The sequence below is a fragment of the Sphingomonas faeni genome (genome assembly GCF_040407565.1).
Lineage (GTDB): Bacteria > Pseudomonadota > Alphaproteobacteria > Sphingomonadales > Sphingomonadaceae > Sphingomonas > Sphingomonas faeni_F.
In genome coordinates this window covers 345,531-370,728 of record NZ_JAPZPR010000004.1, presented here as the reverse complement: position 1 = coordinate 370,728, position 25,198 = coordinate 345,531, and the positions used below count along the sequence as shown (strand labels likewise).

17 protein-coding genes are annotated in these 25,198 nt (G+C 66.8%); 4 read left to right on the top strand and 13 right to left on the bottom strand.

Annotation, left to right across the window (positions count from 1 at the left end; all coding sequences use genetic code 11):
- Window positions 1–24: 24 nt before the first annotated feature.
- Window positions 25–276, bottom strand: coding sequence for a hypothetical protein (locus O6Y00_RS10650; protein ID WP_353442562.1), 252 nt, complete (start codon window positions 274–276; stop codon window positions 25–27).
- A gap of 146 nt (window positions 277–422) precedes the next feature.
- On the opposite strand from O6Y00_RS10650, the gene argJ reads away from it, so the two are divergent.
- Window positions 423–1,643 carry a bifunctional glutamate N-acetyltransferase/amino-acid acetyltransferase ArgJ gene (gene argJ / locus O6Y00_RS10645; RefSeq protein WP_353442561.1) on the top strand — a complete coding sequence of 407 codons (1,221 nt, stop codon included), beginning with the start codon at window positions 423–425 and terminating at the stop codon, window positions 1,641–1,643.
- Between the two features lie 132 nt (window positions 1,644–1,775).
- On the opposite strand, the gene trxA is transcribed toward argJ, so the two are convergent.
- The 7 genes from trxA to O6Y00_RS10610 form a co-directional block, all read right to left on the bottom strand.
- Window positions 1,776–2,099, bottom strand: a complete 324-nt coding sequence (trxA, locus tag O6Y00_RS10640) for a thioredoxin TrxA (RefSeq protein ID WP_055877560.1) — start codon at window positions 2,097–2,099, stop codon at window positions 1,776–1,778.
- Between the two features lie 64 nt (window positions 2,100–2,163).
- Window positions 2,164–5,601 carry a double-strand break repair helicase AddA gene (gene addA, locus O6Y00_RS10635; protein WP_353442559.1) on the bottom strand — a complete coding sequence of 1,146 codons (3,438 nt, stop codon included), beginning with the start codon at window positions 5,599–5,601 and terminating at the stop codon, window positions 2,164–2,166.
- Entirely contained in the window at window positions 5,585–8,545 is a 2,961-nt protein-coding gene (addB, locus tag O6Y00_RS10630) for a double-strand break repair protein AddB (protein ID WP_353442558.1), read from the bottom strand. The genes addA and addB overlap by 17 nt, the downstream gene beginning before the upstream one ends.
- On the bottom strand, window positions 8,538–9,236 hold the full coding sequence (locus tag O6Y00_RS10625) for a nucleotidyltransferase family protein (RefSeq protein WP_435368617.1): 699 nt from the start codon (window positions 9,234–9,236) through the stop codon (window positions 8,538–8,540). The genes addB and O6Y00_RS10625 overlap by 8 nt, the downstream gene beginning before the upstream one ends.
- Before the next feature lie 53 nt (window positions 9,237–9,289).
- Window positions 9,290–10,258 (bottom strand): aminoglycoside phosphotransferase family protein, encoded by a 969-nt coding sequence (locus O6Y00_RS10620; RefSeq protein ID WP_353442689.1) that lies wholly within the window; start codon window positions 10,256–10,258, stop codon window positions 9,290–9,292.
- Complete coding sequence (tsaE, locus tag O6Y00_RS10615) at window positions 10,255–10,704, bottom strand: tRNA (adenosine(37)-N6)-threonylcarbamoyltransferase complex ATPase subunit type 1 TsaE (RefSeq protein ID WP_353442556.1); 450 nt, start codon at window positions 10,702–10,704, stop codon at window positions 10,255–10,257. The genes O6Y00_RS10620 and tsaE overlap by 4 nt, the downstream gene beginning before the upstream one ends.
- Before the next feature lie 118 nt (window positions 10,705–10,822).
- Window positions 10,823–13,198, bottom strand: a complete 2,376-nt coding sequence (locus tag O6Y00_RS10610; RefSeq protein ID WP_353442555.1) for a PAS domain-containing sensor histidine kinase — start codon at window positions 13,196–13,198, stop codon at window positions 10,823–10,825.
- Window positions 13,199–13,512: 314 nt separating this feature from the next.
- Here O6Y00_RS10610 and O6Y00_RS10605 point away from each other — a divergent pair, with 314 nt between their 5' ends.
- Window positions 13,513–16,548 (top strand): TonB-dependent receptor plug domain-containing protein, encoded by a 3,036-nt coding sequence (locus O6Y00_RS10605; RefSeq protein ID WP_353442554.1) that lies wholly within the window; start codon window positions 13,513–13,515, stop codon window positions 16,546–16,548.
- Between the two features lie 389 nt (window positions 16,549–16,937).
- Here O6Y00_RS10605 and ahcY read toward each other — a convergent pair whose 3' ends face one another.
- Window positions 16,938–18,398 carry an adenosylhomocysteinase gene (gene ahcY, locus O6Y00_RS10600; RefSeq protein ID WP_435368613.1) on the bottom strand — a complete coding sequence of 487 codons (1,461 nt, stop codon included), beginning with the start codon at window positions 18,396–18,398 and terminating at the stop codon, window positions 16,938–16,940.
- A 176-nt stretch (window positions 18,399–18,574) separates the two neighbouring features.
- Window positions 18,575–19,135 carry a YqgE/AlgH family protein gene (locus O6Y00_RS10595; RefSeq protein ID WP_353442552.1) on the bottom strand — a complete coding sequence of 187 codons (561 nt, stop codon included), beginning with the start codon at window positions 19,133–19,135 and terminating at the stop codon, window positions 18,575–18,577.
- Between the two features lie 109 nt (window positions 19,136–19,244).
- Between O6Y00_RS10595 and O6Y00_RS10590 the strand changes: the two genes are divergently transcribed.
- A complete protein-coding gene (locus O6Y00_RS10590) occupies window positions 19,245–19,724 on the top strand; it encodes a peroxiredoxin (RefSeq protein WP_353442551.1) in 480 nt (159 codons plus the stop codon).
- 103 nt (window positions 19,725–19,827) lie between these two features.
- On the opposite strand, the gene O6Y00_RS10585 is transcribed toward O6Y00_RS10590, so the two are convergent.
- The 3 genes from O6Y00_RS10585 to O6Y00_RS10575 are packed head-to-tail and all read right to left on the bottom strand — an operon-like array spanning window position 19,828 to window position 23,656.
- A complete protein-coding gene (locus O6Y00_RS10585) occupies window positions 19,828–22,170 on the bottom strand; it encodes a xanthine dehydrogenase family protein molybdopterin-binding subunit (RefSeq protein ID WP_353442550.1) in 2,343 nt (780 codons plus the stop codon).
- Window positions 22,167–23,153 carry an FAD binding domain-containing protein gene (locus tag O6Y00_RS10580; protein WP_353442549.1) on the bottom strand — a complete coding sequence of 329 codons (987 nt, stop codon included), beginning with the start codon at window positions 23,151–23,153 and terminating at the stop codon, window positions 22,167–22,169. Before O6Y00_RS10580 ends, O6Y00_RS10585 begins: the two co-directional genes overlap by 4 nt.
- Window positions 23,150–23,656 (bottom strand): 2Fe-2S iron-sulfur cluster-binding protein, encoded by a 507-nt coding sequence (locus O6Y00_RS10575; protein WP_353442548.1) that lies wholly within the window; start codon window positions 23,654–23,656, stop codon window positions 23,150–23,152. Before O6Y00_RS10575 ends, O6Y00_RS10580 begins: the two co-directional genes overlap by 4 nt.
- 241 nt (window positions 23,657–23,897) lie before the next feature.
- Here O6Y00_RS10575 and O6Y00_RS10570 point away from each other — a divergent pair, with 241 nt between their 5' ends.
- Entirely contained in the window at window positions 23,898–25,178 is a 1,281-nt protein-coding gene (locus O6Y00_RS10570) for a DEAD/DEAH box helicase (protein WP_353442547.1), read from the top strand.
- The last annotated feature ends 20 nt before the right edge of the window (window positions 25,179–25,198 follow it).

The following is a 25,198-nucleotide window of genomic DNA, read 5'->3' as shown; positions in this document are numbered from 1 at the left end:
TTACGATAAGGTCACACCAAGACGCTATTCGCGGCGGCGCTCTGCCCATAGCGGCACCGAGACGACGGCAATCGTGCGCAGCGTGGTAGCGACCGCGACCTGAGGAAGAACGGGAAGCCCAGATACGGGTCTTATCAAGACCTTGGCCGGCGTTGCTGCTATCGACTGCGAGCAGACGCTGCCCTGTGCTACGGCCTGTGCCGACTGACCACGCCCGCCCGGCACCGCGCCGGTCAGCGCGGACAAGAGTGCGGAGAGGAGTAGCAGCAGGTTCATGCGGAACCGGCTGTATGCGAGCCCGTGCGATAAATCTACCGTTCGTCTCAACAGAGCACCCGGCGGACGCGGCGGAGGAGTGTCCGCCCGGGCGATCTTCGCGCGCGTCGTCTTGTCGCCCGCCCGGCAGAGACTATGAAGGCGTCATGCAGACCTCGCCCCTCGCCTTGCCCTTCCCCGACGCCCCTTCGATCGACGGAGTCGCGCTGTACGTAGCGCGCGCGCAGTACAAGGCGTGGGATCGGTGCGACCTGACGTTCGTGACGCTCGATCCGGGGACGGTGGTTGCGGGTGTACTCACGACGAGCAAATGCCCCTCGCCCGAGGTGGAATGGTGCCGTGCGGCGCTGACGCTCGGGCAAGCGCGGGCGCTGGTGGTGAACGCGGGCAATTCCAACGCCTTCACCGGTTCGCGGGGGCGGGCTGCGGTCGAGGCGATCGCGGCGCGGACGGCGGCGCATCTCGGGTGCCAGCCTTCGGACGTGTTCGTGTCCTCGACCGGCGTGATCGGCGTGCCGTTGCCGATCGACAAGGCCGAGGCCGGGCTCGATGCCGCGTTTGCGACCGCGCCGTGCGGCTGGGAAGACGCCGCCGCGACGATCATGACGACCGACACCTTTACCAAGGGCGCGGTGACGACGGCGGTGATTGGCGATCGCACGGTCACGCTGGTGGGGATCATCAAGGGTTCGGGAATGATCGCGCCGGATATGGCGACGATGCTCGGCTTCATCTTCACCGACGCCGCAGTCGAGCCGGAGTTCCTGCAGGCCGCGCTGTCGAAGGCCAACGCGCCGAGCTTCTCGTGCATCACCGTCGACAGCGATACCTCAACCAGCGACACGGTGCTGGCGTTCGCGACGGGCAAGGCTGGCAATGTCCCGCTGGCGGACGATGACAGCGTGGGGGCGGACGCCTTCCGCGCCGCTCTGGCCGACTTGTGCCACCAACTCGCGATGCTCGTCGTTCGCGACGGCGAGGGTGCGCAAAAGCTGATCGAGATCCAGGTGACTGGCGCGGACAGCGACCGCAGCGCACACCGCATCGCGATGAGCATCGCCAACTCGCCGCTGGTGAAGACCGCCATCGCCGGCGAGGACGCAAACTGGGGGCGCGTCGTGATGGCGGTCGGCAAAGCTGGCGAACCGGCCGATCGCGACACGCTGTCGATCCGGTTCGGTAATACGCAGGTTGCCGAGGGTGGCTTGGCGCTGAGCGGCTACGACGAGGCGCCAGTCGCTGCGCACCTCAAGGGCCACGAGATCGAAATCGGCGTCGATCTGGCGCTGGGCGAAGGCCGGGCCACGGTGTGGACCTGCGACCTCACGCATGGCTATATCTCGATCAACGCCGACTATCGGAGCTGATACCCCTGATGCCGTCACCCCAGCGAAAGCTGGGGTATCCCGGTTGGAGCGAGGGGTGCCTCGAACCAGGAGATCCCAGCTTTCGCTGGGATGACGGAGGGGGCTGTAGGTGCGGGTAGGCTAAGGTCTATTTTACGCCAGTTCGCCCTCAAGCCAAGCCTTCAGCCGACCCTTCGGCTCCGCGCCGACCTTGGTTGCCGCCGGTGCGCCGCCCTTGAACAGGATCATCGTCGGGATACCGCGGACGCCGTACTTACCCGGCGCGTCGGGGTTCTCGTCGATGTTGAGCTTGGCGATCGTCACCTTCTCGCCGAGTTCTTCCGAGATTTCCTCGAGCGACGGCCCGATCATCTTGCACGGGCCGCACCATTCCGCCCAGAAATCGACGAGCACGGGGCCGTCGGCGTTCAGTACGTCCGCATCGAAGCTGGCATCGGTGATCTGCTTGGTCGCCATCGTGAATTCTCCTTGGTTGAGTCGTATCTAAGGTCGCTCGCGTGTGCGCTCAACCACCGGGGCGCTAGCTTTGCTCCGTGGGCCGATAGTGCGGCTTGTTCGCGGCCAGCGTCTCGTCGTTCAGCACGATCAACCGCGGTCCCGCCGTGTACAGCAAGGCTGCCTCGACCGACCGCCCCGGAAAGATCACGCTCAAGGCCTCGGCATAGGCCGCCATCTGCTTTAAATGGTATTCAGGCACATCGTCGATGCCGCGCGGTGCGCGGCGGCCGGTCTTGAAGTCGACCACGCAGATGCGGTCTGCCTCGATCAGCAGGCGATCGACCGTGCCCGACACGACCATGCCGTTCGCGAGGGTCGCAGCGATCGGCGCTTCGGCCAACGTATCAGTGCTGAAAAGCTCGGCAAAGCGCGGATCGTCGAGCACGGCGACCACGCTCTGCACGATTTCGGACCGTGCTGCGGGATCGTCGACGCCGCCTGCTTTTGCCAGCCAGCGATCGGCTGCCGTCGCGCGGTCGGTGGCGGTAACCGCCGGCAGCCGCTCGAACAGCGCATGGATCAGCCGCCCCCGCTCCGCCGCGACGCGCATCGCAGGCGTCGGCGGTGGATCGGACACCGCGTCGTCACCCAGCGCAGACGGTGACAGCGGACGAGGCGGACGCGCTTCCTGCGGTGCGGGTTGATGTGCCCAGGCAGGTAGCTGTGCATTGGCCGCACTCTCGACCGAAGCCGAAGCCTTGGCGATCACCGCAGGCTGGGGCTCGACCCCGACGAATAGCCGCGCGCCCTCGCCCATCGGCACTTCGAGCGCCGTCAGTGCGCGATCGGACGCGGCGTACCAGCTGTTCTCCGGCGGCACGCCCTTCGCGCGCGGCCCGAGCGCACCGGCGATCACCAGCCGCTCTTCGGCGCGCGTGGCGGCGACGTAGAACAGCCGCCAATGCTCCTCCAGTTCGCGTTGCTCGGCGGCCGACACGACCGCATCGAGCGGCCCGCCGCGCTCGCTCGACCGCGGCCGGAATACCGGGATCGGCACAGCCCCAGGTTCGGGCGCCCATTTCAGGATCGAGCGCGGTGCCGCCGACGGGTCCGCCGTCGCATCCGCGAGGATCACCAGCGGCGCCTGCAACCCCTTAGCGCCGTGTGCGGTCATCACCCGGACCGCATCGAGCGGCGCCGACGGATCGCGGACGATCTCGACATCGCCGCGATCGAACCAGTCGAGGAAACGCTGCAACGACGGCGTCGTCGTGCTCTCGAACGTCAGCGCGGCGTTGAGCAATTCCTCGATCGGATCGCGCGCCTCGGTCCCTAGCCGGCGGATCAGTTTGCGGCGGCCATCGAGAGGGCCCGATAGCAGTTCCTCCAGGAACTGGTACGGCGTGGCGATGTCGGCGCGCGCCAGCATCGCCAGCAGAGGCGCGAGCCGCGTCGCGGGTTGCGTGCGTTGCAGGTGACGCCAGAGCGGCCCGGCCTCGCGCGGGGCGGCGGCCATCAGTTCGTCCTGCGTCCAGCCGATCAGCGGCGACACGAGCAGCGCCGCGACGGACAGGTCGTCCTCGGGCTGCAACACGAAGCGGATCGTAGCGAGCAGGTCCTGCACAGCCAGCGGCGCGTTCAGCCGCAGGCGATCGACGCCCGCCACCGGCACGCTCTCGGCATAGAGCCGCGCGACGATCAGCGAGGCGAGATCGCCGCGTCGCTTGACCAGGATCATGACGTCCTCGGGCCGCAGCCGCCGCCCCTTGCTCTCCAGCATGAGCCCGGTGTCGGGGGCGAGCCAGCCTTTCACCGCGCGCGCGATATCGCTGGCGAGTTTGCGGACTGCGTCATCGACCCAGCCCTCTTCGTCGTCCTCGGTGCCGCCCGCCGACACCGGTGGCCACAGGGTCACGGTGCCGGGCCCGGCGACCTCACTGGCGTGGCGCTCGACCTCGCCGATCATTCCAAGTCCCGGCTCACCAGCCGCTTCGATCGCGGCATCAACAAATTCTAGAACGGTTTTGGTCGATCGGAACGAATGGGTGAGCGCCAGTCGCGCCATCGGCAGCCCACGGTCCTCCAGCGGCATATCTTCGCTACCGAGCGCCGCCTCAGCCAACTCTCCGAAATGCCGCTCGAAATATGCGAAATTGATTGGGTCGGTACCTTGGAATCCAAAGATCGCCTGCTTCCAATCTCCCACCGTAAAAAGCGTTCGCACGGATGGTGCGTGGACGCCGCGCCCGACAAAAAATTCGGAGACCAGCGCGCTTACGATTCTCCACTGGCTGAGATTTGTATCCTGCGCCTCGTCGATCAGCAGATGCTCGGACGCCTGGTCGAGCTTGTAGCGCACCCACTCACCGATCCCCGGTTGGTCGAGTAGCGCCACCGTCGTGGCGATCAGGTCGTCGAAATCGACCGCCCCTGCGCGCCGCTTGGCCGAGGCATATCCCCGCGCGTAATCACGCCCGACTTCCAGCCCGTCGGCGAGCAGATCCGCGTACTTTGCCCTAACTTCCAGTGAGAATAGCGCTGAGCAGTTAGTATGAAGTTCGGATGCAATTTCCGCGTACTCCGGCTCTTGCGGAGCTTGTCCCTTTCCAAACGAGCGCTGCTCTCCATCCGCCTTGGCCCACACAGTATGCAGTTCGTTCAAAGTCGTGACGCGATCTTCTACAGACTGCTCCGACCAACTGCGGATTACCTCTGCCCGAGCGATGCCGTTTTTCGTTCCCCATGCGCGGTTTAGCTCGCCAACTCGCCTGATCGCATCCAGATCAAGGGCCTCGCACCATTCAGCAACAGCTTCGTCGATATCTCCTGACGGCAGCTCAAGTTCACGTCTCAGCCACGGCCTGATGCCAACGGGCAGAGCCTCCAGCGCGGGCAACGCACGGGCGCAGGCGAGCAGGAACGCCTCCGCCCCGCCCTCGCCCATCCGGAGCGACAGCCGGCCGACGATCTCGACCGGGCGTTCGCGGCCTTCGCGCTCGGCATCCGACAGCATCGTCGCCAGAGCTTCCCGCGCGAGTCCCGCCTCTTCGCGCGCCTCCAAGGGTCGGAACCCCGGCGTCAGCCCGGCCTCTACCGGGAACGCTGCCAACAATCCTTGGCAGAAGCCATGGATGGTCTGGATGCGCAGGCCCCCGCCCGGCGCGTCGAGCACCTTGGCGAACAGGGTGCGGGCGCGATCCTGCAACGCCTGGACCGGGCTTTCGCCGAGCGCGATCAGGTCCGCCGCGAGCGCCGGGGCGGGCATGCGCACCCATGCGGCGAGGCGCCCGTTGATCCGCTGCGCCATCTCCGCCGCGCCCGCCTTGGTGAAGGTCAGGCAGAGGATCGCGCCGGGATCGACACCGCGCAACAGGAGGCGGAACACGCGTGCCGCGAGCACTTGCGTCTTGCCGGTGCCGGCCGACGCGGACAGCCAGACGTGCGAGGCCGGGTTGCTCGCATCGGCCTGCGCGCCTCTCAGCCGGGGCAGCGTGGCGAGCGCATCACTGCTCACGGCCATACCATTCGTCGCGTCGCATCAGCTGGTCGTACTCGGCATAGGGGGCGTATTCGGGGACGAGTTTGGCGGTGAACGCGGCGCTGCCGGTCAGCCATTCGCCGACGACTTCGGCGAAGTTGTGCGCGGCGATTGCCGTGAACTCGTCGGTCGGGATCTTGTCGCGCTTGCCCTCGGGATCGACCGGGCTCTCGATATAGCCGAACGCGTCGCGCTTCTTGCCGAGCGACCAATATTCGAACGCGCCTGCGGTGCCGGAGACGTCTGGGAACCCGCCGCGCTCGGCGATCAGGCCGAGCAGGCCGAGCTGGAGGCTGTAGCCGGCACGGACGGCGGTCGGCGATGGCGGCTTGCCGGTCTTGTAGTCGATCACCGCGAGGCGTCCGTCGGGCAGCTTGTCGATGCGGTCGTAGCGGCCCGACAAGGTAACGCCGGCGATCTCGATCTTGCCCTTGCCCTCGGCGCTGGCAACGGTGCGGCCGTCTTCGCCTTGTGCGACTATGGCGCCGGCGATCCAGTCGATTGCCTCTAGCAACCGCGGTTGCCAGAGCGCGCGCATCATCGGGTGCGTCCGCTCGTCGTCGAGCATCGCCTTGGCGCGCTGCCGGAGCGTGTCGACGGTGCAGTTGTCCTGCTTCCACCATTGCTCCAGGATGTCGTGCACCGCCGTCCCGCGCCACGCTGCGCTCGGGTCCGCATCGACGGGGTCGAGCGGCATCAGCCCCAGCACGCGGCGCGCATAGAAGGCGTAAGGGTCGGCCTTGAGGCGATCCACCTCGGTGACGGAGATTGCCTTCGGGCGCAGCAGCGCTGGCGGCGAAGGCGCGGGGCGGTCGGCCGGCAGATGTTCGCCCGGATCGTCGAGCGCGCGCGTCCAGCCTTCCAGTGCCGACGCGCGTTCGAACCGGTCCCCCGCGAGCGCCTGTAATCGGAGCCAGAGGCGCGAGGCTAAAGCAGGTGACTTCGCGTCCCGCCGCGCTCGCGTGACGACCGCGCGAGGTGCGCCTAATGCCTGTGCAAAATCATGCGCCGCCGTGCCGACACGCCGCTCCAGACCCGGTAGGCCGAGCTCCATCCGGATGCGCGGTGCCAGCCAGGGATCGGGCGCAGGCCGCCCCGGCCAAACGCCTTCGTTCAGGCCGCCAAGCACCATGACGTCGGCCGTTTGCAAGCGTGCCTCGATCAGGCCGTAGATCGCGAGCCGTGGGTGCCCGCCCGGCGCCGGCCGCACCGCGACCTCGTCTAGCAACGTCCGCAGCAACTGCGGCAGTTCGCGCGGATCGATACGCGGCGGTCCGGCTGGGGCTTCGGCTTCGAAATCGGCGAGGAACTCCGCTGCGGCACGCCCTGCGAGGCCGGACCAGAGATTGTCGCCGCACAAGGTCTGCGCCGTCTCGCGCAGGCAGGCGAGCACCGACGCCAAGGGCTGCGGTCCCTGGTCGAACGCGTTCGCCAGCGGCGTCAGCAGCGGCTGGACGTCGGCCCACCATGTCGCTGCCGTGCCCTTGCGCTCTTCCAGATGCCCGGCGATCCCGTCGAGCCCCGCCGCCGGCCTTGGCCCGCGCAATCGTCGGTCGAGCGCACGCGCGCCATCTAGCCACAGCAGGCGATCCTCGCCCGCGCGCACTAGCGGATGCTTCAGCAACGCCAGCAGCGCGAGCGGCGAGAAGCGCTGTGCCGCCGCCTCGGCCAGCGCGAGCAGCAACGTCCCCGGCGGCAGGATCGACAAGGGCCGCCCCGCGCTATCGTCGATACCGATGCCCCAGCGCCCGAGATGCGCCGCCACGCGTCGCGCCAGCGCGCGATCCGGCGTGACGAGGGCGGCGGTCCGCTCGGGCACCTCCAGCGCCTCGCGCAGAACGAGCGCGATCGCCTGCGCCTCCTCCGCTGGGGTCGCGAGTTCGGCGGCGGTCACGCCCTTCAAACGGCGATCCTCCGCCGCGATCTGCGTCCATTTCCCCGTGAAATCCGCGGGCGCCAGTGCGTTGGCGATCGCTCGGCCGCGCGCGGGGTCGGCATCGTGCCCGCCGCCCTCGCGCCACGTCTGCACCTCGCCTCGGGCGATGCCCATGCGCAGGAGCATCAGCTTCGCATCGAACTGCGGATGCGTCTCGATCGAGCGACGCGTGAGGCCGGTGACCGGGTTCGGATCGTGCGGGCCGAGCGCGTCCCATTCCTCGTCAGGCAGCGCGAGGTCGAGGCCGGCGAACACTACCATACCCTGCGGCATGTCGGCGATACAGCGGAGCAGACGCGCGACCGCTGGTGCGGAATCGGTCACGCCCGCCGCGCAGACGATCCCGGCGGGCGGCGCATTCCGCCAGCGCTGGGCAAGCCGGTCGAGCAACGCCGAGCGCCTTGTCGCCGCATCGATCCGCTCCAGCCGCGCGAGTTCGCCCGGCCAGCGTTGCAGCACGATCTCGAACGTCGCCAGCGCGCGCCGCCAATGCTCGGTGAGTTCGGGTCCAAGCTCGATATCGCGCAACTCGGTCGGCGGTACTTCCTCGACCAGCAACTGATCGAGCGTCCGTGCGAGTTCACCTGCGAGGCGCACCGCTTCGGCGGCATCGACCGGATGGCCTTCGCGCGCGCGCTCTTCGGACACGAGTCGCGCGAGGATCATGCGCCGCTGATAGGGCGGTACCGCGGGCAGCGGTGGATCGATGTCGTCCGCCGGATCGAGCGCAGCGCCGACCGCCTCGCCCATCTCCGGATCGCCCAGTGCGACCAGCCGCGGGAGGACGAGCCCGCCGCCGCTCGCGCGTACGAACGCCTCGGTAACCGCCTTCACCGCGCGGTTGTTCGGCAATACGACCAGCGCGCGGGCGAGCGCCAGCGGATCGCGTGCGGCTCGCCGTGTCAGGCCGGCCACCAGCGCATCCGCGAACGCGCGGTGCGCGGGGATCGTGTAGAGCGTCGGGCGAGCCGCCGTGGCGACGTCAGCCATCCGCGAGCATCGCCTCGGTCTTCGGGATCGCGGCGGGCGTACCGACGTCGAACCATAGTCCCTGGTGGACCTGACCATAAGCGCGGCCCGCGGCAATCGCGCGGTCCCAGAAGATGTTGGTCGAGAACGGTCCCTCCGGCCAGTCCGCGATCAACCGCGGGTGGAGCATCTGGATGCCAGTATAGGCGAACGGTGCGACCCGGCCGGGCTTGCGGCGGCCGACGATCCGCCCGTCGCTGCCGAGATAGAAATCGCCCATGCCGCCGTGATTGTTCGCACGCGCGAGCGGCACCATCAGCAGCAGCGCGTCCATCTTCGCGTCGTCCCAGCGGGACGCGAGCAGCTTGATCGCGTCGACCGGGCCGTCGATCCACAGGTTGTCGCTGTTGACGACCAGCACCGGCGCGTCGCCGAGCAGATGCCGCGCCTGGACGAGCCCGCCACCCGTCTCCATCAGCATTTTCCGCTCGTCGGAGATCACCACGTCGATCCCCGCGAACCGGTCGGTGACGTGCGCCTCCAGCGTGTCCGCGAGGTAATGCACGTTGACGACCGCGCGCTTGATCCCGGCGGCCTGCAACCGCTCGAACACGTGGTCGATCAACGGCTTGCCCGCGACCTGCACTAGGGGCTTGGGTCGCGTCGCGGTGAGTGGCCGCATTCGCTTACCGAGCCCGGCCGCCATCACCATTGCCGTTTCGGGCACGGTACCGCGAGGGATCGGACGGATCGTCTGCTGGCGGCTCACGCGCTCAAGGCCAGCGGATCGCCGCGCAGTGCGGGCGGCACGTTCGCCGTGAACCATGCCGCGACCGGCGCCATCACCGGCTGTGCCAGATCGCGCTCCAGATACGTCCACACCCGGGGGCACATCGTCGCATAATGCGGCTTGCCGTCGCGCTTCCACAGCCGTGTGAAGATGCCGAGGATCTTCGCATTCCGCTGCGCGCCGAGCACGTGATACGCGTTCATGAAGTCTTCTCCAGCGTCCGCCGCCGCGCGATAACGCTCCAGCATCGCTGCCTCGACCGCCGGATCGACCGTCCGCCGCGCATCTTGCAACAGCGACACCAGATCATAGGCCGGATGCCCCGCGAGCGCGTCCTGAAAATCGAGCAGGCCGAGCGATCGCTCCGGACCTACCAGCATCAGATTCTCGGCATGGTAATCGCGCAGCACCGTAACCGGGGTCTCGGCGATGGCATGATCGAACACGGCCTCCCATGCCGCGTCCCAGCCTGCTAGATCGGGCTCGACCCCGACCGTCGGGCAATACCATTCGACAAACAATCGAGCCTCGCGCCGCAACACTGCGCGGTCATACGGCGGAACAGGTCCAGCGGGCTCTGCACGCAGCCGAACCAGCAAGTCGATTGCCGGTGCGTAGAGCGAAAGCTCTTCGTCCGGCGCTGCATCGACCGCCTCCCGCAACCGATCGTCGCCGAAATCCTCGATCAACACGAGTCCCTCGTCGAGATCGCACGCCAGGATAGCCGGTGCTGCAAAGTCGCGTTCGACCAGCCACTCGGCGATCGCGATGAACGGGCGGGGATCCTCGTGCGGTGGTGGCGCGTCCATCAGGATCGCCTTGCGTCCACCCTCGATCGCGCGGAAATAGCGCCGGAACGACGCGTCGCCCGCGACCGGGAGGATCTGCGCGCCTCCCCAGCCATGGGCGTCGAGAAAAGCGGCGGCGCCGGGCGGCGGGGTCATGTCGGCCATCGCGACCTCCAAGCTTCCGGGACTCCGACTGTCAAGCTGCGCGTGCCGTCTGGCTCGATCGTCAGGCTCAGGCGAAGCGCGTCGGGCCAGTAATCCGGGCCTGCACGCTCAGGCCATTCTACGAGCAGGAGCGAATCGTAGCGCGCGTCGTCGAGCGCGAGTTCCTCGATCTCCGCGGGGTCGTCGATGCGGTAGAGGTCGACGTGCAGTACGGGGAAGCGGACTTCGGGTGGCTCGTAGGGCTGGACGATCGCGAAGCTGGGCGATGGCGCTTCGCCGGCGAGGCCGAGTGCGGCGAGCAGACCGCGGGCGACGCTGGTCTTGCCGGCGCCGAGCGTGCCTTCGAGGGTGACGACGTCGCCGGGTCGGACGCGCTCAGCGAGCATCGCGCCAAATGCCTCGGTGGCCTGAGGATCGGGTAGGCGGATCACGCGCATAAGCCCTCTCCCCCTCGGGGAGAGGGTTGGGTGAGGGGCTGTTCCTGGCGCTGCGTTGCTTGGCTGCCCCTCACCCCGACCCTCTCCCGGGAGGGGAGAGGGAGTAGCGCGTCACCGGTCATCGACGTGGCAATTCTACGGTGATCAACGTGCCCGCTCCCGGCTCCGACACGAGTTCGATCGTACCGCCATGCGCCTCGACGAACTGCTTCGCCAATGGCAACCCCAACCCCAAAGCGCGGTCGCCTATAGGCTTGGACTCCGCGAACCGGTCGAACGCATGCGAGACCGCCTCGGCATCCATTCCAACCCCGTCGTCGGATACCACGATTCGCGCCGACGTCGCATTGCCGTCGGTATGCAGCAGCACACGCCCGCCATCCGGCGTCGCCGCGACCGCATGGCGCAACAGATGCTCGACGACCTCCTTCAGCCGCTTCGGATTGCCGTTGACCCGCCCGGTCGAGCGCGCCACCTCGATCGCGAAGTCGAGCTTGCGTCGTTTGGCCGACGGCAGGAGCGTTTCCGCAGCGGCGCGCACGGTGGCTGCAAGGTCCACGTCGCTGCGATCGGTTTCCGCCCGATCGCTCTCCGCCCGCGTCAGGTCGAGCACGTCGTCGACCAGCAATCCCAGCCGTTCCACGGATTCAAGGATCGCCCCGACATAGCCCTCGGCCTGCGGCGTCAGCGCGCCGGCGTACCCACCATGCAGCATCTCCGCGAACCCGCTGATCGAGGTCAGCGGCGTGCGCAGTTCGTAGCTCATGTTGGCGACGAACGCGGTCTTCACCTTGTCGGTCGCCTCGAGCGCGTCTGCACGATCGCGCAACGCTTGCTCCGCACGCCGGCTGTCGGTGATGTCGAGCATCGTGAACAGCGCGTTTCCGTCGGGCAACGGCACGCCGGCGAACTCGAAATGCCGCCCATCGGCGAACGCCACGCGCCCGCCGCGCTGTTGCCGGCCGACCGTCGCCGACCGCACCAGATCGGGGATCAGCGCCGAGCGCGACGGCGTCGCAAGCTTGGCCCCGGCCGCGTCGGCGAAGGCATCGACCCGCGGATGCGCCGCGAGGAATTCCTCCTCTAGCCCCCACAATACGCGAAAGCGGTTGTTCCAGAGCTGCAACCGGCCATCCGCCGCGAACACGCCCAACGCCTCGAACAGATTGTCGAACGTCGCGGTCCGCACGCGCAGCAGCGTGTCGCGCGCGCTGGCGAGTTGGACCTGCTCGGTGCGATCCTCGAAGATCAGCAGCAGACCGCCATCGGGCAGCGGCTGTGCGACGACGCGGAGATGCGTGCCGCCGCGCAGGTGCCAATTTTCCTCCATCGCCCCCGCGCCGGCCGAGCCGCCCTGCGCCGACCCGGTCTGCATGAACCAGTCGCGGCGCTCCGCCTTCCAGCTCGGGAAATCGCGGACTTCGGGTAGTCGGTTGGCCTCGCGCATCCGCTCCAGCACCCGGTCGAACTCGGGCCGGTCGGCAAGCCATTCGCTCCGCATCGCGAACATCCGCCGGAACGGCTGGTTGCAGAACACGAGCGAACGATCGCCGCCGAACTGCGCCACCCCCGCCGACAACCGGTCGAGCATCGCGCGCTGCGCCTCGGCAAACCGCTTCGCCCCCGACCGCGCCTGTTCCAGTTCCTCGATATCGATCGCGAACCCGGCCACCCCACCTGAGGGGAGCGGCACGTCGTAGATCTGCAACGAGCGTCGCGCGCCGTCGATCGTCGCCGGCAGAACCTGCTGGTGCGGCCGCCCCTGCTCGCGCGCGACCGCGGCGCCGGCAAGCGGTCCGCCGCGCCCGGATCCCTCGACGAGTTCGAGCCCGCGGGCCACGACGTCCGCGGCATCGCGTCCCTCGACCGCATCGACATAAGCGGAGTTGACCATCGCCAGTCGCAGGTCGGTCGCGCGATACCACATCGGCATCGGCGCCGCCTCGATCAGCCCGGTCAGCGCGTCATAGGCCGACCCGAGCCGCAGCGTCTCGGCGCCGAGCCGGGCGATCTCTGCCTCGCTATCGGTCGCGTCGAACGCCCACAGCAGCACGGCGCCGGTCGCCCCCATCTCGCCCGGCGCACGCCCGCCGCGAAACGTGATCGCCCGGGTCGAGCCGAGCAGTCGGACCGCGCGCACGAAGCCACGACCAGACCGCTGCGCCGCGGTGATATCTGCGATCAATCGCGCCGCGTCATCGGCAGACAGTCCGGTCCCGCCGGTTGCGAGTTCGGCCAGCGACCGCGGCGGCACGTCGAGCCCGAGCCAGTCCGCCATCCGCTGGATCATCTCGATCCGTCCGCCCGAACGGATCACCGTCGCGATTGCCGGCGAACCGTCGAGGATCGTTCGCAGATGCGCGTTGGCCTCAAGTGTTTCCGCAGCGGCGGCCCGTGCACGCAGCCCGAGATACAATAACAGGCTCCCCGCGACGACCATCGCCAGCAGCAGAACGCCCACCAGCACGACGCTTCCCGAACCGAGCGTGATCATCGTGTTGTGGACAGGATATGGAGCGCGATCATCGGCACCCGTCTAAGCGCCCAGATGGCGATGGGAAAGACGGATGACGGAGACCGTCCGCGATTCTCGTCGTTCGACGTGAGCTTCGCGCGGGCGGTCGGCCACCCACGGCTGCTGTCTCCAACCTTCCCATGCTGTTGCAAGGAAGAAACACTGCGTAATAATCGTTCGCGGCTTATCGCAAGACAATGGCAGGAGCTATGTCCGAGCTCTAGGCCGCGCCGCATTGACGAACGACAGACTCATTGTCGCTTCGCCGGAACCGTAAGCCAGGACGCTCCAGAATGCAGACCTATCGTCGCCGTTTGCTTGCCACGACCTTGTTCGTGGGTGCCGTTACCCTCGCCGCTCCTGCCGTGGCCCAGGTTGCCCCGGCCGAAGCGCCAGCCGCAGATCCGGTGGCGTCGCAGCCAGCCGTTGATCAACCTGCCGCCGCCGCCGCGCCGCAGGCCGACCAGTCCGCAGGCGACATCGTCGTCACCGGCTCGCGCATTGCTTCGCCATCCGCAACCGCTGCCTCGCCGTTGCAGAGCGTCGGCATCGCGCAGATCCAGCAGTCCGGCGCGATCAACGTCCAGGACGTATTGTTGCAGAACCCCGCGTTCGGCACGCCCGGCGTCAGCCGCACGAATTCGAGCTTCGCAACGCAGGGGGCCGGCATCGCGACGGTCAACCTGCGCAACCTTGGTGAGGACCGCACGCTGGTCCTGGTCAACGGCCGCCGCTTCGTCTCGGGCCTGCCGGGCAGCAACGCGGTCGACCTCAACGTCATCCCGACCCAGTTTCTGGAGCGGGTCGACGTCCTGACCGGTGGCGCATCGGCGGTCTATGGTTCGGACGCGGTCGCCGGCGTCGTCAACATGATCTACAAGACCAAGTTCGACGGCGTCCAACTCGACGGCCAGGTCGGCATGTCGCAATATGGCGACGGCTTCGATCGCCAGCTCAACGCGCTGGTCGGCAAGAATTTCGCCGACGGTCGCGGCAACATCATGCTGTTCGGCGGCTATTCGAAGCAGGGCACCGTCCTGAAGCGCGACCGCTATACCGAAGCCGGTTCCAGCGCGGTCGATTCCACCAGCCGCGGCGCCTACGTCACGGGCAACGACGCGGATCTGTTCACGCCGGAGCGGCCGTATCTGTCGGGCTTCGCACCACAGGGCCGCTATTACGCTGGCGACAGGACCTTCACCTATGGTCAGGACGGCGCGCTGCGTGACTGCGTCTCGACCAACGGCACCGCGGGTTGCGTCAACGCCAATGGCACGGCCGCGGGTCCGGACGGCTTCAACCGGTCGAGCTTCCGCTACCTTGCCGTCCCCGTCGAGCGGTATGTCGCTGCGGGACGTGCCAATTTCGAAGTCTCGCCGGCCCTGAACCTGTTTCTCGAGGGCAATTATGCGAAGACCAAGGTCAGCACGGTGATCGAGCCCTTCCCGCTCGATTCGACCTTCAGCAACCCACGCAATTCGGGCCAGATCCCGATCCAGACCGTCGTTGGCGGCATCACGTATCGCAACCCCTATGTGCCGAACGCGATCTTCAACGCGGCGACCGACACCGATGGCGATGGCCTGAAGGACATCTACTTCGACCGCCGCCTCTCCGATTTCGGTCCGCGCACCAGCAGCGTCAGCCGCGACGTCTTCCGCATCGCGGGTGGCGCGAACGGCAAAATCCTGGACGACCGGTTCAACTACGAAGTGTACGGCATCTACGGGCAGACCAAGGAAGCCCAGGTCGGCAGCGGCCAGTTCAATACCGCCAACTTCTTCCAGGCGCTGAACTCCTACCGTGATCCGGCAACCGGCCAGATCGTCTGCGCCAATGCTGCCGCACGCGCGGCAGGCTGTGTCCCTGCGAACATCTACGGCGCAGGCGCCCTCACGCCGGCGGCGTCGTATCTCGCCGTGCCCACCACGCTCAGCACGAAGGTGACGCAGACGGTCGCCGGCGGCAACGTGTCGGGCAAGCTGTTCTCGCTGTTCGGCGCCGACCCGATCGGGTTCAGCGTCGGCACCGAATATCGCCGCGAAAGCAGCCGCAACGACTTCGATCTGCTTACGCAGTTGGGCCTGAACGGCAACAACGCGCTGCCCTCCACCGCCGGTCGCTTCCATCTCTGGGAAGGGTTCGCCGAAGTCGTCGCACCGATCGTCCAGGATCGTCCGTTCTTCCAGTCGCTCAGCGTCCGCGGTGCGATCCGCGTCTCCGACTATTCGACCGTAGGCACCACCTACAGCTATAATTTCGGCGGCGAATGGGCACCGATCGAGGACATTCGCTTCCGCGTGATGCAGGCGCGTTCGGTCCGTGCACCGAACATCAACGAGCTGTTCCAGGCACCGCAGCAGGACTTCCCGAGCGTCAACGATCCCTGCATCGGCGTGACCGCCACGACCGCGGGCACGCTCGGCGCCACCTGCCGCGCGGCACCCGGTGTCTTGGCGAACATTGCCGCCAATGGCGGCAAGTTCACAGCGAACCAGGCCGACGTCCAGGGCGTCACCAGCTTCGGTGCAGGCAACCCGAACCTGAATGAGGAGAAGGGCGATTCGTTCACCGCGGGCGTCGTTATCAACCCGCGTTCGATCCGCGCGCTGCGCAACCTGGTCGTCACGGTCGACTACTTCAACATCCGGATCAAGGATGCGATCGTCCAGACGCCGCTGCAGTACATCCTGAACCAGTGCTACGAGCAGGGTAACACGGACTATTGCGGCCAGATCACGCGCCGTGCAGGTCCCCTGGGCCCGAACAGCGCAGGCTCGCTCGACCAGCTGACCAACAGCTTCCTCAACAGCGGCGGCGTTAAGACGCAGGGCATCGATACGGTCATCACCTATCGCCAGGACCTGACCGATATCGGTCTTGCCGGTACGCTCGGACTACGTGGGTCGTACACCCATCTGATCTCGGGCTACACCGTGCCGCTGCCCGAAGCCGATCGCGATTATTTCGCGGGCGAGATCGGCGCATCGCGTGACCGGTTCACGACCAATGCGTCGTACGACATCGACGGCGTCGGCCTGACGATGACGGGGACGTGGATCAGCCAGGCGAGCCTGGACGATCAGCTGACCGGTGCGCGCCCGGGTACCAATCCGCTCTACCGCGTGCGTCCGCAATTCTACCTCGACTCGCAGATCCGTTTCCAGACCAACGACGGGTTCGAATTCTACATCGGTGGGTCCAACCTGCTCAACAACAAGCCTCCCTATCTCGCCGACATCGGCGCGTCGGCAGGCCAGGATACCGATGCCGGCACGTACGATGCGCTCGGCCGTCGCTATTATGCGGGTGTGCGGATCAACTTCTGATCCTCGCGTATGACCGATCGGAAGAGGGAGCCGGAAACGGCTCCCTTTTTTTGTGCGGTGGACGGCAAACCACGTATCGCTGTGCATTGATGGAACGTCCGCCGCGGTGTCGCTGTGCCAACGACTGCCAGCCCTGACGAACTGCAATCCAGCGGAGGGGCGAAGACGTCGACATCCGGTCCGAGCTCGCCCCTTTTTATACGGCAACGCTGGTATCGCCCGGTATCCCGGCGGTCCGCCTACCCCCGCTTCGTCCTCTCTGCTTCCCGCGACTTTGCGCCTCTGCGCGATCAAACACTCTGTCTTCCGCAGGCTGGACACTCAGAACGAAAAGGGCCGCGCCCACCTGATGGTGGACGCGGCCCTTTACGCAGCGATCGTCAGAACGATCAGTAGCGGTAATGGTCCGGCTTGAACGGGCCTTCGACCGGCACGCCGATGTAGCCGGCCTGCTTGTCCGACAGCTTCGACAGCTTCACGCCGAGCTTCTCGAGGTGGAGCATCGCGACCTTCTCGTCGAGGTGCTTGGGCAGGACGTAGACTTCGTTCTTGTAGTTCTCGCCCTTGGTCCAGAGCTCGATCTGCGCGAGCGTCTGGTTGGTGAACGAGGCCGACATCACGAACGACGGGTGGCCGGTGGCGCAACCGAGGTTCACCAGGCGACCCTTCGCCAGGATGATGATCTGCTTGCCGTCCGGGAACTTCACCAGGTCGGTGCCGGGCTTCACTTCGGTCCAGTCGTAGTTCGACAGCGCGGCGATCTGGATCTCCGAGTCGAAGTGACCGATGTTGCAGACGATCGACATCGGCTTCATCGCCTTCATGTGATCGGCAGTGATGACGTCGGCGTTGCCGGTCGCGGTGCAGAAGATGTCGGCGCGAGACACGGCCTCTTCCATCGTCACGACCTCGAAGCCCTCCATCGCCGCCTGCAGTGCGCAGATCGGATCGACTTCGGTGACCATCACGCGCGCGCCGCCGTTGCGGAGCGACTGCGCGGAGCCCTTGCCGACGTCACCGAAGCCGGCGACGCAGGCGACCTTGCCGGCGAGCATGACGTCGGTCGCGCGACGGATCGCGTCGACCAGCGATTCCTTGCAGCCGTAGAGGTTGTCGAACTTCGACTTGGTGACCGAGTCGTTGACGTTGATCGCGGGGAACGGCAGCTCGCCCTTCTTGGCGATCTCGTACAGGCGGTGAACGCCGGTCGTGGTCTCTTCCGAGACGCCCTTCAGGTTCTTGACGGTCTCGGTGAGGTAGCCGGGGTTCTTCGCGACATACGCCTTGAGCGCACGCTGCATCTCGACCTCTTCCTCGTTCTCGGGCTCGGGCATCGTGTGGCCGGCTTCGAGCTTGGCGCCCCAGAGTGCGAACATCGTCGCGTCGCCACCGTCATCGAGGATGATGTTGGCGGTCTGGCCCTCTACGTCCCGATCCCACGAGAAGATGTCGCCGACATAGTTCCAGTAATCCGCGAGGCTCTCGCCCTTGATCGCGAACACCGGCACGCCCGATGCGGCGATCGCTGCGGCGGCATGGTCCTGCGTCGAGAAGATGTTGCACGTCGCCCAGCGGACGTCGGCGCCGAGCGCGGTCAGCGTCTCGATCAGCACCGCGGTCTGGATCGTCATGTGCAGCGAACCGGTGATGCGCGCGCCCTTAAGCGGCTGCGACGCGCCGAATTCGGTGCGCAGCGACATCAGGCCGGGCATCTCGGTCTCGGCGATGTTGATCTCGGCGCGGCCGAAATCGGCGAGGCTGATGTCGGCGACGACGTAGTCGGTCTTCGCGGGGGCGAGGGTGGTGGCCACGATGGGTCTCCTGGAAATTCTGTGATCGGCGAGCCTCATGCCCGTGCCGGATGCTGGGTCACTTAGGGGATCGGAGGGCTCAAATCAAATATAAAGATATCTTTATATGACGTGTCAGCGTCCCTTGGGCAGCATGTTCTCTTGCGAACGCAGGAGCCCAGGGTAACGAACGGTGTCCTGTGTGATCCTGGGCTCCTGCGTTCGCAGGAGAACGGCTAGGCCCGCCCCGTCTCCGCCACGAGCAACCGCGGGTCCACACCAGCCTGCGCAAACGCCATCGTCCAGCGATCCTCCGCAGCGGTCTCGAACAGCAGTTCGGTGTCCCCCAACACGTTGAACCACCCCGGCCGCGACAGCTCACCCTCAAGCTGCCCGCCATCCCAACCGGCATAGCCAAGCGCCACTACCCATTCCGACGGGCCCTTCCCCTCGGCGATCGCGCGCAGCACGTCGACCGTGCTCGACAGCTTCCACCGCCCGGCGACGTCGACCGAGTCCTGCCCGCCCCAGTCGGACGAATGCACCACGAACCCGCGCCGTGGCTCGACCGGCCCGCCAAAATGCACCGGCGCGTTGGGCGCGTCGCCCGGCTCGATCCCGAACTGTTCGAGCAGGTCGTGGAAGCCCAAACCGTCGATCATCGCCCCGATCCCGATCCCGATCGCGCCATTCTCGTCGTGGCTGCACACTGCGATTACCGCACGCGCGAACCGCGGGTCGCTCATCCCCGGCATCGCGAGCAGGAATTGTCCGGAAAGAAAGGGCGTCTTGTCCATGCGTTCCAACATAGCGACGCGGACGAACGCCCGCCACGCTTGAAATACCCGTCCCCCAGTCCAAGGTACGGCTCGCCCGCGACCAACGCGCGGCGACAGGAGATTTTAGATGACGATCATCGTCGGCGACCGGCTTCCCACCACCACCCTCGTCAAGGCAACCGCAGACGGCCCCGACCAGGTCGATACCGACAGCTTCTTCAAGGGCCGCAAGGTCGCGCTGTTCGCGGTCCCCGGCGCGTTCACGCCGACCTGCTCCGCGAAGCACTTGCCCGGTTTCGTCGAGAAGGAAGCCGAACTGAAGGCCAAGGGCATCGACGAGGTCGCCTGCGTCTCGGTCAACGACGCGTTCGTGATGGGTGCGTGGGGCAAGTCGGCAGGCGCCGGCGACATCACGCTGCTCGCGGACGGCAATGGCGATTTCGCCAAGGCGATCGGGCTGACGATGGACGGCTCGGGCTTCGGCATGGGTACGCGCAGCCAGCGTTACTCGATGCTGGTCAACGACGGCGTGGTCGAGCAGTTGAACGTCGAGGCACCCGGCGAGTTCAAGGTGAGCTCGGCCGAGCATCTCCTGAGCGAGATCTGATCGCGGGATGCCGGGCCGGTCCCGGCATCCCCCGATCCCGCACGACGCGGCCTCCGGGATACCGGCGGACGCGTCGTGAATTGGCGGTAGCGCCGCCGCGCGCTTACAGCAGCTTGTCGAGCGTAATCGGCAGGTCGCGGATGCGTTTGCCGGTCGCATTGAACACCGCGTTCGCAACGGCGGCAGCGACACCGGTGATACCGATCTCGCCAATGCCATGCGCGCCCATCGGCGTGTGCGGGTCGGCGATATCGGTCCACATCACGTCGATGTCGGGCACGTCGAGGTGCACCGGCACATGATATTCCGCGAGGCTCGGGTTCATGATCCGGCCATTGCGCTCGTCGAACTGGGTCTCCTCCATCAGCGCCATGCCCAGCCCCATGATGATGCCGCCACGGAACTGGCTGCGTGCGGTCTTGGGGTTGAGGATGCGGCCGCAATCGAACGATCCGAGAATGCGACTGACCCGGGTCTCGGCGGTGACCGCGTTGACCCGGACTTCGCAGAATATCGCGCTGTGCGAATGCATCGACCAGTGCATCAGCTCCAGCGGCTGCGATGCTTCTTCGACGACGACCAGTTCGTCCCGCTGGGCGCGAGCCAGGATCGACGCATAGCTTTCGCGCCGCGCCGGGTCGTCGAGCTTGGCGAGGCCGCCGTCTTCGCTGCCGACCTCGCCGGGCGACAGGCCTGCGAGCGGGGAGTCATTGCCGGCAAGCTTAAGCAACTCGGCGACCAGCGCATTGTGCGCGGCGATCACCGCCGCGCCGATCGCGGCCGTCTGCTGCGAGCCGCCCGCCATGATCGCGCCGGGAATCGATGAATCGCCGTAACCGACATTCACCTGCTCCATCGACAGGCCCAACCGCTCGGCCGCGACGATGGCGGTCGTGGTCGACGTCCCCATCCCCATTTCGGCAGCGGCGATTTCGACGAATGCGCGAACCGTATCGCCGTCGCGGGTCAGCGTGATGCGCGCGGCGGCGCCTGGCATTCGGTAATAGGGATAGGTACCGGTCGCGCAGCCCATGCCGATCAGCCACTCGCCGTCGCGCCGCGCGCCTGAATTCGTACTACGCGCGGCCCAGCCGAACTTCTCCGCGCCCGCGCGCCATGCCTCGACGATATGTCGTGACGAGAAAGGCAGCCCGGAGATCGGGTCCTTCTCCGGCTCGTTGCGGATCCGCAGCGCGATCGGATCCATCGCCAGTTCGACCGCGAGTTCGTCGATCGCCGATTCCAGCGCGAACGTGCCGACCGATTCGCCGGGTGCCCGCATGAAGGTGTTCGCGAGCATGTTCATCTTGGCGATGTTCACCTGCAGATGGATGTTCGGGCACGCATAGGCGGCGCGCGTTCCCAGGATGAACGGTTCGGGCATGTTGTTGTGCGGCGTCATCACGGACAGCCCGGTATGGATCAGCGCTTCCAGCCCGCCATCGGCCTGTGCGCCGAGCGCAACACGCTGCTCGGTCAACGTCCGCCCGCCGACGACCCGGTAGACGCCCTCGCGTGATAGCGTGATCCGCACCGGCCGACCCGACAGCTTCGCCGCCGCTGCGCCGAGAATCTGGTGATCCCATAGCCCCTTGCAGCCAAATCCGCCGCCGACATAGGGCGAGGTCAGGCGGACCTGATCCGCCTTGAGGTCGAACACCTCGCCGATCGTCTGTGCCTGCGCGGTGACCATCTGGCTCGCATCGTGGACGATCAGGCCGCCGTCGATCCATGCGATCGTCGCGGCGTGCGGCTCGATCGGATTATGGTTGTGCCGCGGGGTCCGATACACATTGTCGACGGTGTGCGGCGCCGTGGCGAATGCGGCAGTGGCATCGCCGATCTCGTCGATCAACGGCTGGCCCATGAACAGCCCCTGCTCGATACCCGCCGCCTTCGCCTGATCGAGCGACGTGGTCGACGGTTCCGCCGCATAAGTGAAGCGCATCAGCGACGTCGCATGATCCGCCTGTTCCTGCGTCTCGGCCAACACGACCGCGACGGGCTGCCCGTTCCAGTGAACGCGGTCGTCCTGCATGATCGGCAAATCGGCAGGCCCAACCGCTGTCGGCGACGAACCGAACACGCCCGGCGGGTTCATCCGCGGCGCATTGCGGTGGGTCATGACGAGCACGACGCCAGGCGCATGCTCGGCCGCGGCGGTATCGATTGCGGCGATGCGCCCACGCGGGATCGTCGCATAGGCGAGCGCGGCATACACCATGTCGTCGAACACGAACTCGGCCGCGAACCGTGCCTCGCCCCTCACCTTGAGCGGGCCATCGAGACGCGACACCGGCGTGCCGATCTTGCCGTGCTTATGCGCGATCAGCGGATCGGGGACACCGCCCGGTATCCAGCTGTCGGGCGCGAGCGGGACCAGTTTGGCCATCGCACCCTGGACGAGCCCCTGTGCGGCACCCTTGACGCTATCGACGATACTCATGCTGCTGCTCCGGCGAGATCGCCGAGGACGGCGACGAGGGTACGGGTGGCGAGTGCGGGCTTGAAGCCGTTGTCACGCAACGGTGTCGCATCGGCGAATTCGGCCAACGCAGCCTCGCGGAACGCGGATTCGGTAGCCGGACCGCCACGTAGCGCGGCCTCGGCCTTCAGCGCTCGCCAGGGTTTGTGCGCGACGCCACCGAAGGCGAGACGCACGTCAGCGATGCGATCGCCGTCGAGTTCCAACGCCGCGGCCACCGAGATCAGCGCGAAGGCGTAACTCGCGCGATCACGAACCTTGCGATAGGTCGAGTTCGCGGCAAACGGCATCGCGGGCAGCTCGATCGCCGTGATCAGTTCGCCGGGTTCCAGCACGGTATCGAACTCAGGCCGATCGCCCGGCAGGCGGTGGAGCTCGGTGAACGGCAAGGTGCGCGTACCCGTATTCCCGTGGAGGTGCACGGTCGCATCGAGCGCTGCCAGCGCCACGCACATATCGGACGGATGCGTCGCGACGCAGGCCACCGACGCGCCGAGCACAGCGTGAATCCGGTTGAAACCTTCGTGTGCATCACATCCCGTACCCGGCGCACGCTTGTTGCAACGCGATCCATCGGTATCGTAGAAATAGGCGCACCGCGTCCTTTGCAGCAGGTTACCGCCGACCGTCGCCATGTTCCGGATCTGCGCCGAAGCCCCGGCAAGGATCGCCCGGGACAATACCGGGTACCGCGTCCTGACTGCCCGGTGTTCGGCCAGCGCAGTATTCCGCACCGCAGCGCCGATCAGCAGACCACCTGTCTGTGTCTCCTCGATCGTGTCGGACAGACCGGTCACGTCGACCAGCGTCGCGGGGGTGGCGACCGTCTCGCGCATCAGATCGACCAAATTGGTGCCACCACCCAGATAGGCGGTCGCATCGCCTGCCCCCATCCTGATTGCCTCCGCCGCGTCCCCGGCGCGTGCGTAGATGAAGGGCGTCATGCTGCCATCTCCTTTGCGACGGTCGCCTGGATCGCCTCGATGATCCCGTTGTGCGCACCGCACCGGCAGAGATTTCCGCTCATCCGCTCCTGCAACTCTTCGCGGGTGAGGACCGTGTCGGCACCGAGGTCGGCGGTCACATGGCTGGGAACGCCCCGTTTCGCTTCCGACGCCATGCCTATTGCCGAACAGATCTGGCCCGGCGTGCAATAACCGCACTGGAAGCCGTCATGGTCGACGAATGCCGCCTGGAGCGGATGGAGATCATGGTCGTCGGCCAGTCCCTCGATCGTCGTGATCGCGCGGCCATCATACTGCACCGCCAGCGCGAGGCAGGACAGGATACGCTCGCCATCGGCCAGGACCGTGCAGGCGCCGCACGCACCCTGATTGCACCCCTTCTTGGTTCCGGACAGACGCAGGGTCTCGCGCAGGAAATCCAGCAGCGACACACGAGGGTCCGCCGGGACCGGTACTGACGCTCCATTCACGGTGATCGGCATCACGCCTCCTGCAGGTTCTGCTTCATACTCGGGAGTCGAACGATCCCGGCGCGACCGTTGTGCCATGGGAAAATCGATTTGGCTTGTGTGGAAATCGCCCATCGGTCTGCCGCAGCCTTCGAGCCGCGCCCCGACTTTGCGCGTTGACGCAGTGCAGCATAAAAACTACCAGCCCGCGCTCTCGACGACGCTAAGCCTCATCCGGTGCAGCCTTGCTCAGCGCTGGAGGCGCCCCGTGACCATGACCATGACTTTCGCCGATCTGTCCCTCGCGCCGTCCTTGTTGCGGGCGCTCGCAGAGGAAGGCTATGTCAGCCCGACCCCGATCCAGGCGCAGTCGATCCCGATGCTGCTGACGGGCCGCGACATGCTCGGCATGGCGCAGACCGGCACGGGCAAGACCGCGGCGTTCGCGCTGCCCCTGCTGCATCGCCTCGCCGCCGATCCCCGCCCCGCCCCCAAGGGCGGCGCGCGTATCCTCGTCCTCGCACCGACCCGCGAACTCGTGTCGCAGATCGCCGCCGGGTTCGAGAGCTTTGGCCGCCATCTGAAGCCGCGCGTCACGACGATCTTCGGTGGCGTCAGCCAGTTCCATCAGGTCAAGGCGCTCGAAGCCGGCGTCGACATCATCGTCGCCGCACCCGGCCGCCTGCTCGACCTGATAGACCAGGGCCTGTGCGATCTGTCGCAGCTCGAGGCGCTGGTACTCGACGAGGCCGACCAGATGCTCGACATGGGATTTGCCAAGCCGATCGAGCGGATCGTCGCGACGCTGCCCACGGACCGCCACACGCTGCTGTTTTCGGCGACCATGCCAAAGTCGATCGCCGCGCTGGCCGAGAGCCTGTTGCGCAATCCGGCCAAGGTCGAGATCGCGCCGCCGTCGACGACGGTCGACCGGATCGAACAGTCTGTGATGTTCCTCGACGCGGCCGACAAGAAGGCAGCGCTGCTGGCGTTGCTGCAGACGCCCGACATGGGCCAGGCGGTTGTCTTCACGTTGCAGAAGAACATCGCCAACGATGTATGCGCGTTCATCGGCGAAGCGGGGATCACGGCCGAGGCGCTGCATGGCAACAAGTCGCAAGGCCAGCGCGAGCGCGCGCTCGACGCCTTTCGCGCGGGCACGGTTCAGGTGCTCGTGGCAACGGACATCGCCGCGCGCGGGATCGACGTCGACACCGTGACGCATGTGTTCAACCACGATCTGCCGAGCCTGCCGGAAAGCTATGTCCACCGCATCGGCCGCACCGGTCGCGCCGGGCGGAGCGGCTTCGCGGTCACCTTATGCGATGCCGAGCAGCGGGCGTGGCTGCATGACGTGGAACGGGAGATCGGCCGCGCGCTGACGGTGCAGGACGATCACGAATGGCATTGCGAAGTGGCACGCCACTCGACCAAGCGCGCGCCCGTACTGGGCGGCGGGCCGGTCAAGCAGGTCAAGCCGACCAAGGAACGCGTGCGGAAGGTCTGGACCGAGGAAGAGAAGCTCGCCGCGAGACTGGCTGCCAAGGCGGCCTGACTGGCGAGGGGGGGGGCGGC